This is a genomic window from Psychrobacter sp. Ps2, assembly GCF_022129405.1.
In the GTDB taxonomy this organism is placed as follows: domain Bacteria; phylum Pseudomonadota; class Gammaproteobacteria; order Pseudomonadales; family Moraxellaceae; genus Psychrobacter.
Map to the genome: position 1 here is coordinate 22,960 of NZ_JADQAM010000048.1, position 13,537 is coordinate 36,496.

At 43.4% G+C, this 13,537-nt stretch carries 9 protein-coding genes; 3 read left to right on the forward strand and 6 right to left on the reverse strand.

The window, feature by feature from the left end; all coding sequences use genetic code 11:
* The first annotated feature begins 12 nt into the window (after nucleotides 1-12).
* Complete coding sequence (locus I3254_RS05800; RefSeq protein WP_238052043.1) at nucleotides 13-813, forward strand: NAD-dependent deacylase; 801 nt, start codon at nucleotides 13-15, stop codon at nucleotides 811-813.
* Nucleotides 814-916: 103 nt separating this feature from the next.
* Here the strand turns inward: I3254_RS05800 and I3254_RS05805 are convergent, their stop codons facing one another.
* The 4 genes from I3254_RS05805 to I3254_RS05820 all read right to left on the reverse strand — a co-directional run bounded on the left by I3254_RS05805 (nucleotide 917) and on the right by I3254_RS05820 (nucleotide 4,655).
* Nucleotides 917-1,915, reverse strand: coding sequence for an adenosine deaminase (locus I3254_RS05805; RefSeq protein ID WP_238052044.1), 999 nt, complete (start codon nucleotides 1,913-1,915; stop codon nucleotides 917-919).
* 203 nt (nucleotides 1,916-2,118) lie between these two features.
* Nucleotides 2,119-2,643 (reverse strand): TPM domain-containing protein, encoded by a 525-nt coding sequence (locus tag I3254_RS05810; protein WP_101204947.1) that lies wholly within the window; start codon nucleotides 2,641-2,643, stop codon nucleotides 2,119-2,121.
* 71 nt (nucleotides 2,644-2,714) lie between these two features.
* A complete protein-coding gene (locus I3254_RS05815) occupies nucleotides 2,715-3,899 on the reverse strand; it encodes a TPM domain-containing protein (protein ID WP_238052045.1) in 1,185 nt (394 codons plus the stop codon).
* 123 nt (nucleotides 3,900-4,022) lie between these two features.
* Nucleotides 4,023-4,655 carry a LemA family protein gene (locus I3254_RS05820; RefSeq protein WP_057758539.1) on the reverse strand — a complete coding sequence of 211 codons (633 nt, stop codon included), beginning with the start codon at nucleotides 4,653-4,655 and terminating at the stop codon, nucleotides 4,023-4,025.
* Nucleotides 4,656-5,610: 955 nt separating this feature from the next.
* Between I3254_RS05820 and I3254_RS05825 the strand changes: the two genes are divergently transcribed.
* On the forward strand, nucleotides 5,611-7,158 hold the full coding sequence (locus I3254_RS05825; protein ID WP_101204950.1) for an alanine/glycine:cation symporter family protein: 1,548 nt from the start codon (nucleotides 5,611-5,613) through the stop codon (nucleotides 7,156-7,158).
* Between the two features lie 407 nt (nucleotides 7,159-7,565).
* Here I3254_RS05825 and I3254_RS05830 read toward each other — a convergent pair whose 3' ends face one another.
* Nucleotides 7,566-8,171 (reverse strand): fasciclin domain-containing protein, encoded by a 606-nt coding sequence (locus I3254_RS05830; RefSeq protein WP_057758535.1) that lies wholly within the window; start codon nucleotides 8,169-8,171, stop codon nucleotides 7,566-7,568.
* Between the two features lie 421 nt (nucleotides 8,172-8,592).
* The gene (locus tag I3254_RS05835; protein ID WP_179799633.1) at nucleotides 8,593-9,147 is read right to left on the reverse strand and encodes a fasciclin domain-containing protein; all 555 of its coding nucleotides are present in this window, start codon (nucleotides 9,145-9,147) and stop codon (nucleotides 8,593-8,595) included.
* A gap of 572 nt (nucleotides 9,148-9,719) precedes the next feature.
* Here I3254_RS05835 and metH point away from each other — a divergent pair.
* Nucleotides 9,720-13,523 carry a methionine synthase gene (gene metH, locus I3254_RS05840; RefSeq protein ID WP_101204953.1) on the forward strand — a complete coding sequence of 1,268 codons (3,804 nt, stop codon included), beginning with the start codon at nucleotides 9,720-9,722 and terminating at the stop codon, nucleotides 13,521-13,523.
* Nucleotides 13,524-13,537: the final 14 nt, after the last annotated feature.

Consider the following 13,537-nt stretch of genomic DNA (forward strand, 5'->3'; position numbering starts at 1 on the left):
AAGGGTTGGCTCATGTTAGCAGAATTATCACCAGCGTTAATAGCAGAAGTAAAACTTGCCGCACAACTACTGGCATCCAAACAGCGTATCTGCATTTTGACTGGGGCTGGTATTTCAGCAGAAAGCGGTATCCCAACGTTTCGAGATAAGCAAACAGGGCTGTGGGAGAACTACGGAGTCGAAGACTTGGCAACCCCTGAAGCGTTTACTCGTGATCCAAAGCTAGTATGGTCATGGTATCAGTGGCGTCGGCAAATGCTCGCAGACAAAGCGCCAAATCCCGCCCATCATGCGTTGGCTCAGTGGCAGTATCATGCGCAAACCTCCGATCAGCAGCTGACACTCATCACCCAAAATGTCGATGATTTGCACGAGCAAGCTGGTAGCGCAGTGACTCACCTGCATGGTCATCTGTGGCGCAATCGCTGTGGTCAGTGTGAGATACCCTATCAAGATCAATCGAGAGCATCGTACGATAATCAAGGCACCATGAGCTTTGATGAATCACTGCTTAACTGTCCGCATTGCGACGGTTATATTAGACCAGATATTGTTTGGTTTGGCGAAGCTCTACCTGTACAGGCATGGCAGACTGCCGAAGAAGCTGCAGCTAATTGCGAGGTGTTTATCAGTATCGGTACCTCAAGCTTGGTTTATCCTGCTGCTGGATTGGCACAATCAGCCAAACAGAATGGCGCGCAAGTTATTGAGATAAACCCTGACCCAACGCCAAATACCATCGTCGATATCACATTAGCAGAAAAGGCTGGAGTAATACTGCCACTGCTTATAGCAGAGATTACTACTTTATAAACACTACTATTTATAGATATTACTGAATGACAGACAATAAAAAAGGCTTAACGATTTATAGAAACCGTTAAGCCTTTACTACTAAAAACAAACTCGTTGCAGCTTATTTCAATGCAAGCTCAACTCTCGCTAAGTAAGCTTCTTTTAACTCATCACTGATAAATGCCGATTTAAACGAGTTTTTTACCAAAGTAATAACATCGTCTTCCGTAATCGGTAGATTTTCATATAGATTGATAAAGTTTTGATTCACATACCCTTTGAAATACGCAGGGTCGTCTGAGTTAACGCTAATATTTAGACCATAATCTAAAAGCTCTTTGATATTGTGCTCTTTATAAGTCTCAAAGACTTTTAGCTCGATATTTGAGTTCGGGCAAACCGTCAATGGCATTTGCTCATCTTTAAGTCTTTGCATCAATTCTGGGCTTTTTATAGACTGCACACCATGATCAATTCTATTAATATTCAGTAAGTCTAACGCTTCGTAGATATATGAAAAGTCCGCTTCTTCGCCTGCATGAGCGACCAACTTAAAGCCTTCTTCTTTGGCTTTTTGGAAGACTTCTTTAAATTTCGATGGTGGGTTACCCAACTCTGATGAATCAAGGCCAACACCGATAATGTCGTCTTTATAATCTAGTGCTTGTTCTAATGTCTTGAACGCTTCTTCTTGCGATAAATGACGCAAGAAACACATGATGATACATGACGTGATACCGTATTTTGCTTTAGCATCTGCAAGTGCTTCTTTGATACCTGTGATGACCGCTTCAAAAGGTACACCGCGTTCGGTATGCGTCTGCGGATCAAAGAATATCTCTGTGTGGATGACGTTATCTTCAACACATCTAAGAATATATTCCCATGTCAAATCATAGAAATCATCCTTTGTAAGCAGGACGTTTGCACCCGCATAGTAAATATCTAAAAAGGTCTGTAGATTGGTGAAGTTATAAGCACTGCGTACATTTTCAATATCTTTATAAGGTATCTCTACGTTGTTCTTCTTGGCCAGTCTAAACATCAGCTCAGGCTCTAGCGAACCTTCGATATGTAGATGAAGTTCAGCTTTCGGTAATTTCTTTATTAATTCAATCATAGTATTCCAATAATGGTTTTATCGAGACGAGCCCTAGTGAATGATTGCACAGTAGGATAATCAAACTGTATATATAAGGCGTCATCTGTCCCAGAAGAGTTATTTTAACACTAAAATCATATCGCCTAAAACAAAACCCTTTGATCGTATAGATAAGCTACTTATAAAAGCAACCTTCTTAATACAACCGTATAAGGCGCAAATTACTTTAAAAATACCACTGTATCGGACAGCTCATTGCCTTCTGGATCATGCTCTAGATGATAGTATTGACGTAACACCTGCCCCACTTCGTCTAGCAGTTCAGCTAAGCTCTCTTCTGTCTTTTGAGTAGCAATACCAGATACTGCCTTTTCGCACATTGCATTCCATACTGTTGGACTCACATGAGCGCTGATACCTCGGTCTGCGACAATCTCTAGTTTACGCTCGCATACATTGACATAGATCAAGACGCCCGTATTTTCTTCCGTGTCCCAGACGCGATATTCGCTAAACAAATCAATCGCACGCTCACGGCAGTTCATGCGATAAGCTTCTTGGATAGGCAGATGGTTTTCTACAATTAAGAACACCTCACCACGATGCCCACGTTCGGCTCGTGTCACAGCATCTGTTAAACGCGCCTTAGATTCTGTTGTTAGCCACTTACTATGTAATAAAGGGACGAACAAAACTTGACGCCACCAGCGGGCAAAACTGGGGTTTGAAGCGTTGTCTTCTACCATTATATTATTTCCTCAAGTACGTCGTTTTCGATGGTTATGTAGAGTTTATTTTGTTTGCGTGTGTGGAATACTTACCACGAGCCACCTGCGCCGCCGCCGCCGAAACCACCGCCGCCGCCGCCAAAGCCGCCGCCTCCGAAACCACCACCGCCAAAGTCGCCTCCACTGCCGCCGCCCATACCGGGCAAGAAAATCATGCCGCCTCTGCGCCCACCTTTACCGCCGCCGCCTTTTCCACCGCCACCGCCGCGTGAGATCAAAAACATCCAGATAAAGATTGCCATAATCAGCGTCATGAAGAAGCCGCCGCCTAAGGCTATCGAACCTGCAAAAAACCCGCCAGCGGTAATGATAGAACCAAATACTCGGCCCAATATATTCGTAATAAAGCTACCAAAAATCATCGCCATGATAAATAAGAAAATAGGTGACGGCAGCTCGTCTGAGCTTTGCTGAGCAGTATGTTCTGCGGCTTGTGCATCAGCACGGGCTAAGACTTCAGGATCAGCAGTTAGGCGTGTTTTGAGCGCTTCAACGCCAGCGATTATCCCCGCACCATAGTTATTTTGCTTAAATAACGGTGTGATATCTTCGCGAATGACACGATTGACTGCCGCATCGGGCAAGACGCCTTCTAGTCCATAACCCGTTAGAATATACATATCACGGTCATTGACAGCAACGACCATCAGCAGACCGTCATCGATAGCTTCATCACCCAATTCCCACTTCTCAGCAACTTGCAAGGCATAATCAAATATTGGTACGCCATTGGTAGTTGGTACGATAACCACTGCTGCTTGTGCTAAGCCCTGCTGGTAAATACTTCGAAGCTGCGCCTCTAGACGTAGCTTTTCTTGAGGATTTAAAATATTGGCCTGATCAACGACTGGTTCATTAAGTATCAACTTGTCAGCGTCAACACCCTCGGCACTGGAGCCTACAGGTGGCTGAGCGGTTGTTTGAGCATTGGCAGTACCATTTGCTGTGCTTTGGTTATCTGCGTTTTGATTGATAGCGTCGTTGCCGAGTACCGCCCCATTGATAGCATCGTTATTTAATACAGCATCATTGATTGCTTTGTTAGACTCGCCTGCTTTAGCAACGGCCACCAATTCTTCAACACTACGGTTTTGCAGATCCGAGGTGCTATCTGTCGCCACCGCTGTCTCATTGGGTGCAGCGTGCAATGCAGGCACGCTGACGACACCTAACGTAAACAGTAATGCTGATAAGATTGCTTTTGAATTATTCATCTAATCTATACCACCTCAGATAACATCTTTACCAATTGATAGACTCTAACTAATCATTATCAAACCATTAGCTAAATAAACAGAGCTGCCTATGCCGCTCTGTCTTCACGTTCATTCTAAATTTTATTCAGCTGACTTTTCTGTAGAATCGCCAAAATCAACACTTGGTGCGGTTGAAATCGCCTCTTCATTGGCCACACTAAAGTTGGGCTTAGTGTCCATACCAAATACTTTTGCAGTGATGTTGGTTGGGAACTGACGTACCGTTGTATTGTAACCCTGCACTTCTTGGATATAACGGTTACGAGCCACAGCAATACGGTTCTCAGTGCCTTCTAACTGTGCTTGCAGGTCCTGAAACAGTGCATCTGATTTTAGATCTGGATAACGCTCAGATACCGCCATCAAACGCGATAACGCACCTGTCATCTGCTCTTGCGCTGCTGCATAACGCTCCATCGCTTCTGGATCATTAAGCACTTCTGGCGTCACCGTGATACCGCCCGCACGTGAGCGAGCTTCTGCCACTTGGGTGAAGACTTCTTGTTCTTGTTCGGCATATTGCTGTACGACTTTGACTAAGTTTGGCACCAAATCAGAACGGCGCTGATACTGGTTAACCACTTCTGACCATGAAGCAGTGACCTGCTCATCTTGTGCTTGCAGGTTGTTATAGCCACAGCCACTTAGACCAACCGTAGAAGTTGTCAATAAAGCGGCTAGCAACATCGGCTTCATAATAGATTTACGCGTCATTGTTGATTCTCCTAATAATGATAAATAACAAATATCCAGTACCACGTTTTTAATATTTTTAAGTTTCTTAGTATTCATACGGCAGTCATGCGCTCTATATATTGTATATCTGCGCATCACTCTATCAGCATGATATCAAAAGAAGTTGTCCTAATGATGGCGTTATATACGGCTTTTTACAATTGACCGTTACCAAAACACAACCGCATAGCGTCAACGATAACGCGTTTTTATCATGATAGATATAGAGCAAAAATCTAGCAGTCTAGAGTAATCAGACTAAATGTTATGAAAGTACAAACAATTATTTATATATTATGCAAATCTTGCTAATGTATCAGCCAAATAAAATACGAATATATCTACCGTCTATAAAGAAATTTCTAGTAATTAGTACAAAAATATGGCAAATTGCAGTTACGTAGCCGTACGGTTTGAATACATTTGGTAGTGGACTTATAGTTTGATTAGTATTAGCGAGTTGTTAATTTCTTAATAAAAACATCAATTAACTGTCAAATTATCGCTAAATACTGTCAATTCGCCATACCAGTCATGTATTTATTCAAGACAGCTCATAGTAAGTTGAATGCCATCATGGTGATGGATATTTAATTATATAACCGCCTGTTTTATCCGCCGGTTAACTTATGACTCATCTGATGCATAACATGATGATAGAAGACCGCAGTAGTTGAGGTTGTAGAATAATAGTAAACGCAGCTGATATTAATATCATCAGTGATAAGCGCTATGCAAATAGTCCGTATTACTGATGAGATACGCGGGTAAATACAGACAACTACAGTCCATTCTTGGTGGCCAAGCACATGAGACTTAGACAATAAATAAGTCGATGCAGAGACTTTAACTGCTTAACTTAAATAAGTAAGTTAACCAGTTAGTTTACTCCTAGCAAACAGTGCCACCTTGAGACAGTACTAGGAACATAAATATGGAAGGTTTAGTTAACTTAGTAAATGGAATTATCTGGAGCCCAGCGCTGATTTATCTCTGCTTGGGTGCCGGTCTGTTCTATTCCATTATGACGCGCTTTGTACAAGTACGTCTATTCGGTGAGATGATCAAACTCCTATTCACTGGTAAATCTAGTGCACAGGGTATCTCATCGTTTCAGGCACTTGCCGTCTCACTCGCCGGTCGTGTGGGTATGGGTAACATCGCTGGGGTAGCTGCTGCTATCGGCTTCGGTGGCCCAGGTGCCGTTTTCTGGATGTGGATCGTAGCCTTCCTAGGCGCATCTACAGCCTATGTCGAATCTACTCTTGCTCAGATTTACAAAGAAAAAGATGTGGTAACTGGCGAATATCGCGGTGGCCCAGCTTATTACTTTGAACGTGCCCTTGGTCAAAAGTGGTACGGTATCCTCTTCGCAATCGCTTCTATTTTATCATGTGGTATGTTCTTACCTGGTGTACAGGCGAACGGTGTTATCAGTGCATTTGCACAGGTAATGGGCGAAGGTACGATCATGAACGTTGCAGGCCTAGAAGTTGGCTCTATGCGTTTGGTCGGCTTGGCTATCATTTTAGTCGTGCTAGGTATCATCATCTTTGGTGGTATTAAGCGTATTGCAACCTTTACTGAGTTTGCAGTACCTTTCATGGCATTAGGTTATATTGCCCTAGCGCTGATCATCATGTTCAGCAACTTCAGCTTGATTCCAGATGTGTTTGGTATGATCGTTGGTGATGCATTCACTGCACAAGCAGGTTTTGGTGCTGCTATCGGTTGGGGTGTGAAACGTGGTATCTACTCCAACGAAGCTGGTCAGGGTACAGGTCCTCACGCTGCTGCTGCTGCTGAAGTTGAGCATCCATCACAGCAGGGTTTAGTTCAGGCATTCTCAGTATATGTTGATACATTACTAGTATGTTCTGCTACTGCATTCATGATCTTGTCTACTGGTATGTATAACATTCAAGGTACGCTACCAGATGGTCAGTTCATCGTACAGAACGTCGCCGCTGCTACTGAAATCAATGCTCCTGCTTTCACGCAAATGGCAATGGAATCTGTATACGGTACGTTTGGTAATGTCTTTATCGCAATCGCTGTATTCTTCTTTGCCTTTACGACAATTCTGGCTTACTACTACATCGCTGAAGTAAACGTCGCTTACTTAACACGTTTCCTCGGTCGTAGTGCGAACAGAACTGGTCTATTCCTAGTGAAAGTGCTTATCATGGCGATGGTTGCTTATGGTGGTCTAAACTCAGCTGGTTATATCTGGGCAATCGGTGATATCGGTGTTGGTCTTATGGCTTGGCTTAACATTGTTGGTATTCTTGTCATCTTCATCGTGGCTCGTCCAACTCTTACTATGCTTAAAGACTATGAAGCTCAGCGTAAAGCTGGCGTCACTCGCTATAGTTTTGACCCTGCTAAATTCGGCATCAAAAACGCACCGTATTGGGAAGAGCGTCATCTAGCACAGCAAAAAAGCATGAACGCTGATCCATTACGTAAAGATAAAGTGTAAATCGATTTAATAGGATTGCTCCTTAATCTTATTGAATAAATAAAAAGCCCGAGACTATGTTCTCGGGCTTTTTTGTTTGGTTAGTTGTATACACTGCTACAGAATAGCTTGCTGAAAAAATATCAAAATTCACGTTCATACAACCTAGTTGAATACCTTAAAACCACCCTTTTATCTTCTAAAGTTAATCTGTATTTTAAGTAACGTATAACTGTTATTTTATCTTTTGCTTGTCCTCTTTATAGAGTTCGCTTTAGCATTAGACTACTTTATATTAATTAAGTCGTCGTACCAGTATAGGTAAGCCACAGTTCCCCTATTCTTAATCTATAGACGTAAAAAAGCCTAGCGCGATGGCTAGGCTTTCTTTAACTTATAGATTATAAATCTACGCGTTAATAAATAGCTTATTCAGGCATTAATACTGCATCGATAGTATGAACCACACCATTGGTTGCCATGATATCTGTACCAGTGATATTTGCTGTGTTACCAGTAGCATCAGTAATTACATTGTCTTCACTGATAGTGATAGTTTTACCATTCGCCGTTTCAATCTCAGTACCGTATGGGATATCAGCCGCTTTAACTTCCATTGCTAGCACATGGTAAGGAAGAACCGTTTTTAGCAAATCTGTATTGGCCAATAACTCTTCTTTAGTCACGCCTAGTTTTTCTAGTACTGGCGCAAACGCATCATCAGTTGGGGCAAATACAGTATGCTTAGTTTCTTCCATTAGCATAGTATCAAGTCCAGCAGCCTGTAGCGCAGCGGTTAAAATAGTTAGATTTTCGTTCTCTGCTGCAATTTCAGCGATAGTTTGAGTCGCTTCCATGTCCATTTCGGCCATTGGCTCAGCTTCAACAGCTTCTGTCTCAGCAACTGGCTCAACTGCCATTTCTTCAGTCGCTTCTGGTTCAGTTGGCTCTGCAACAGTCTCTGTATCGTTACACGCTGCTAGTGACATGGCTGCGGTTACAACTGCGATAGATAATAAGTTCTTCTTTAACATAGGTAATTCCTTTTTGGATAAATAATTGATTAAGGGATTTATTTAAATTAGTAACTTTCGATAAATATAATGATGACCAATGATTGATAAATGTATCAATTACTTAGTCATACTATTTAGTCCGTTATATTGATAGTTCTCAGTCTAACTGTTTAATTTTCAAATGGTATTTACTTAAGTAGCAACACTGTATCAATCACGTATATAGCATTGTTTGCTTGTATATCAGTTATTGCGATTTTTAAGAAAAATGATGTGGATTAACTACTTTTAGATGTCTGTTTCAAAATTTAAACCTAAACAGAAACTTATATAGATAAAGCTCTAAAGTCTAAAACAGCCATTGTCTGATAATGAAATCATCACAAACAATGGCTGCTTAGTCTTATAATAAATACAGTGGGTATGCCTCAGTTAATACTTATTTAGGCAACAATACTCTATCGATTACATGGACAACACCATTGTTAGCAGCGATATCAGTCTTCACGATATTCGTTGTGCGACCATTTTCATCCATTAATTTGCCTTCTTTAGTTACCATCAACGTGTCTTTACTAGCGGTCATTACGTTGCCAGGCTTCACATCTTTGGCATACATAGCCATATCACCCGCGATTACGTGATAACCCAATACTTTGGTCAATAATGGCTTATTGGCAAATAACTGTGCTTTGGTCATACCTGTTTCTTGTAATGCTTGCATAAAGGCAGCATTGGTCGGTGCAAATACCGTATAGTGAGCATTAGGATCAGACAACATATCGACTAAGCCTGCTGCTTGTACCGCTTCTACCAATACTGAAAAATCAGGATTGCTTTGCGCAATTTGTACAACATTCATCTTAGCCATACTCTGACTATGCATTGGTGCTTTCATATCGCCCGTCTTTGCTGGCATCATATTATTACAAGCACTTAGACCTGCGATTGAGATAGCCAATGTACCGATGGTGGCAATTTTAGTAAGTTTCATAACATTTTCCTTAATGATTTGAATTTCTTTGACGTTGGTATTGTTTCAACTATGATATTACTGTCTTACAGATCATACTGCCTGCTAATGCCATTTGCTCACCATACTATACTGCTAACATTGATACTCTTAGTACCAGTTGCTGCTAATAAATGAGCCTGTATTTATAAGTAGGACTTACTAAGACCTTGTATTTCTGAAATTAAATTAACATGTAAGCAATCTTTATCAACCTGCCTTTGCGCAATTTTTTGTGGTATGGGTGTAAATTCTGTCTGACTTCTGAGCGTTCCCGTTGGCTTTCATTTGCAAAAGAAAAGCTTTATGTAAGCCCTTAGCGAAATGATATTCATTTGTGCGTATCTGCTTTATGAAATAGACTCTAATACCTTGATTTGTTACTCAGCTCTCCTATTATTTATCTATTGCCAAAGAGGAATATGCAGTATCCCTATGTAGCAAACTTTTCATGCTAAAATAATGCAAATTTGCGGTCCTCTTCGTGAGACTCTGCACGCTACTGGTTTGTTATTCCTTCTTTTTTTAATAATTACGATATAAGCAGCACACCTATGATTCCAACGACGACCTCACCAACCGATTCTCATACCGATACCGCCTCTAGTTCCTCATCCGCTAATGACTTTATATTAACGCCGCCTGCTGTATTTCCGTTTAAAGAGCAACAGCTAACCGCTCGTGCACGTATTACTGAGCAGATGGCATCACGCATTTTGATGTTAGACGGTGCGATGGGTACGCAGATTCAGACCTATAAGTTAGAAGAAGCAGATTATCGTGGTGAGCGTTTTGCTGATATCGACCAAGATGTACGCGGCAATAATGACCTGCTGGTACTGACTCAGCCGCACATGATTAAAGACATTCATCACGATCATCTGCTAGCGGGCGCTGATATCATCGAGACCAATACCTTTAACGGTACGCGTCTGTCGATGGCTGACTATGACATGCAGTATTTGGTCCCAGAACTAAATAGGACAGCGGCCAAGATTGCTCGAGAAGCGGCGGATGAATTTACCGCAAAAACGCCTGAGAAACCGCGCTTCGTTGCAGGCGTCGTGGGTCCGACTTCGCGTACGTGTTCGCTATCACCTGATGTCAATGATCCTGCGTTTCGTAATATTACCTTTGATGAGTTGGTACTCAACTACCGTGAAGCGACCTTGTGTCTGATAGAAGGCGGCGTCGATATTATTTTGATTGAGACGATCTTCGATACGCTAAATGCCAAAGCGGCGATATTTGCGATCACTGGTGTGTTCGATGACATCGGCTTTGAATTGCCAATTATGATTTCGGGTACGATTACCGACGCGTCAGGTCGCACGCTATCGGGTCAAACAGCCGAGGCGTTTTATAACTCTATCCGCCATGCCAAGCCATTGTCTGTTGGCTTTAACTGTGCGCTAGGTGCTGATGCGCTGCGCCCACATATTCAGACATTGTCAAACATCGCTGATACCTTTGTCTCTGCGCATCCAAACGCTGGTCTGCCCAATGAGTTTGGTGAGTATGATGAAACCGCTGAAGAAACGGCTGCCCTACTCGAAGGTTTTGCCAAAGCAGGTATCCTAAATATCGTGGGCGGCTGCTGTGGTACGACGCCTGAGCATATCCGTCAAATCGCTAAAGTCGTGGCGAACTATCCACCGCGTATCATCCCTGAGATAGCGCCTGCCTGCCGCTTGTCAGGACTCGAACCATTTACCATCAATTCTGATAGCTTGTTTGTCAATGTCGGTGAGCGTACCAACGTTACAGGCTCTAAAAAATTCCTACGCTTGATTAAAACCGAGGCCTATACCGAAGCACTCGATGTCGCGCGTGATCAGGTCGAGGGCGGCGCGCAAATCGTCGATATCAATATGGACGAAGGCATGCTTGACTCCAAGCAGGCGATGATTCACTTCGTCAACTTGGTTTCAGGCGAACCAGATATCAGCCGTGTGCCACTGATGATCGACTCATCTAAATGGGACATTATCGAAGAAGGTCTAAAGCGTACGCAGGGTAAATCTGTCGTCAACTCTATCTCCTTAAAAGAAGGTCATGCTGAGTTCGTTGAGCGTGCCAAATTATGTATGCGTTATGGTGCCGCGATTATCGTTATGGCATTCGATGAAGACGGACAGGCTGATACTTATGAGCGCAAGATTGAGATATCTAAACGCAGCTATGACGTACTGGTCAACGAAGTGGGCTTCCCATCAGAAGATATTATCTTTGACCCAAATATCTTTGCCGTCGCCACAGGTATCACCGAGCATAATAACTACGGTGCTGACTTTATCAATGCCACGCGCTGGATTACGGAAAACCTACCGAACGCGATGGTTTCGGGCGGCGTATCCAACGTGTCGTTTAGTTTCCGCGGTAACCCAATCCGTGAAGCGATCAACTCCGTATTCTTATACCACGCGATCAAAAACGGCCTGACCATGGGTATCGTCAACCCAGCCATGCTTGAGCTGTACGATGATATTCCAAAGGAAGCCCGTGACGCTATCGAAGACGTCATGCTCAACCGCAATCAAGGTGAGACTGGTCAAGATGCGACTGAGCGTCTGATGACCGTCGCTGAAAACTACCAAGATGGCGGAAAGAAAAAAGACAGCACCGTCGATATGAGCTGGCGCGAAGGTACAGTAGAAGAACGTATCGCCCATGCACTGGTCAAAGGCGTGACGACCTTTATCGAAGCGGATACCAAAGAAGCATGGGAGAAGTACCCTAAACCGCTAGAAGTCATCGAAGGGCCACTGATGGACGGTATGAATATCGTCGGTGACCTATTCGGTGCCGGTAAAATGTTCCTACCGCAAGTCGTAAAATCTGCCCGCGTAATGAAGCAATCCGTCGCATGGCTAAACCCGTATATCGAAGCGGAAAAGGTCGAAGGCGAAGTCAAAGGTAAAATCCTAATGGCAACCGTCAAAGGCGACGTCCATGATATCGGTAAAAATATCGTCGGTGTGGTACTCGGCTGTAACGGCTATGATATCGTCGATTTGGGCGTCATGGTGCCATGTGAAAAAATCCTCGATACTGCCATCGCAGAAAAAGTTGATATCATCGGTCTGTCTGGTCTGATTACCCCAAGTCTCGATGAGATGGTCTATGTCGCCAAGCAAATGCAAGAGCGCGGCATGACACTACCATTGATGATCGGCGGTGCAACGACGTCGAAAGCGCATACTGCCGTCAAGGTCGAGCCGCAATATCAAAACGATGGCGTCATCTATGTATCGGATGCTTCGCGCTCAGTCGGTGTGGTGACCAAATTACTATCAAAAGAACACCGTCAAGCGCTCATCGATGAGACACGCGAAGAGTATGTCAAAGTGCGTGAGCGTCTGGCTAAGCGTCAACCAAAAGCTGCCAAAGTCACCTATGCCGAATCAGTCAAGATTGGCTTTCAGTATGATTGGGAAACCTATGTGCCACCAGTGCCAAATAAACTAGGACAAGTGATATTGGATGACTATCCAATCGCGAATCTGCTACCTTATATTGACTGGACACCATTCTTTATCTCTTGGGGTCTGACCGGTAAATACCCGAAAATATTGCAAGATGATGTGGTTGGTGAAGCGGCTCGCGATCTATTTGAAAATGCAGAAGAGCTACTACACAAAATGATTGATGAAAAATCAATCGTAGCGAAAGGTGTGTTTAAACTGATGCCAGCGCGCCGTACTGGCGCAGATACCGTCACTGTATATGACAATGACCCACAAAATGGTGGTAAACCGACCTACCAGTTTGAGCACTTACGTCAGCAAAGCGACAAGGCAAGCGGCAAGCCTAACTTTAGCTTGGCAGACTTTATCTCACCATCAGACACCCACACTGATCACTTGGGCGGCTTTACTGTTTCTATCGTCGGTACAGAAGCACTGGCTGAGCAATACAAAGCAGCAGGCGATGACTATAATGCCATTATGGTACAGGCGCTGTCTGACCGCTTAGCTGAAGCATTTGCCGAACATTTACATGAGCTAATACGTAAAGAGTACTGGGGCTACCAACCAACCGAATCACTTACCAATGATGAGATGATTAAAGAAAAATACGTCGGTATCCGCCCTGCACCTGGCTACCCTGCTTGCCCTGAGCATACGGAAAAAGGTAAATTGTTTGACTGGCTCGGTACGGTAGATGCAATTGGTACAACGCTAACCGAAAGCTATGCGATGTGGCCTGCGTCATCGGTCAGCGGATTCTATTACTCGCATCCTGACAGTGAATACTTCAACGTCGGAAAAATCAGTCGTGATCAGTTAGAGAGTTATGCTGAGCGTAAAGGCTGGGATATGAAAACAGCTGAGAAGTGGTTAAATCCAAATTTATAGTCGATTGGCTAATA

Excerpts from the sequence above, each read along its gene's own strand:
- I3254_RS05800 (WP_238052043.1), top strand. The coding sequence starts at position 13 with ATGTTAGCAGAATTATCACCAGCGTTAATAGCAGAAGTAAAACTTGCC.
- I3254_RS05805 (WP_238052044.1), bottom strand. The coding sequence starts at position 1,915 with ATGATTGAATTAATAAAGAAATTACCGAAAGCTGAACTTCATCTACAT.
- I3254_RS05810 (WP_101204947.1), bottom strand. The coding sequence starts at position 2,643 with ATGGTAGAAGACAACGCTTCAAACCCCAGTTTTGCCCGCTGGTGGCGT.
- I3254_RS05815 (WP_238052045.1), bottom strand. The coding sequence starts at position 3,899 with ATGAATAATTCAAAAGCAATCTTATCAGCATTACTGTTTACGTTAGGT.
- I3254_RS05820 (WP_057758539.1), bottom strand. The coding sequence starts at position 4,655 with ATGACGCGTAAATCTATTATGAAGCCGATGTTGCTAGCCGCTTTATTG.
- I3254_RS05825 (WP_101204950.1), top strand. The coding sequence starts at position 5,611 with ATGGAAGGTTTAGTTAACTTAGTAAATGGAATTATCTGGAGCCCAGCG.
- I3254_RS05830 (WP_057758535.1), bottom strand. The coding sequence starts at position 8,171 with ATGTTAAAGAAGAACTTATTATCTATCGCAGTTGTAACCGCAGCCATG.
- I3254_RS05835 (WP_179799633.1), bottom strand. The coding sequence starts at position 9,147 with ATGAAACTTACTAAAATTGCCACCATCGGTACATTGGCTATCTCAATC.
- metH (WP_101204953.1), top strand. The coding sequence starts at position 9,720 with ATGATTCCAACGACGACCTCACCAACCGATTCTCATACCGATACCGCC.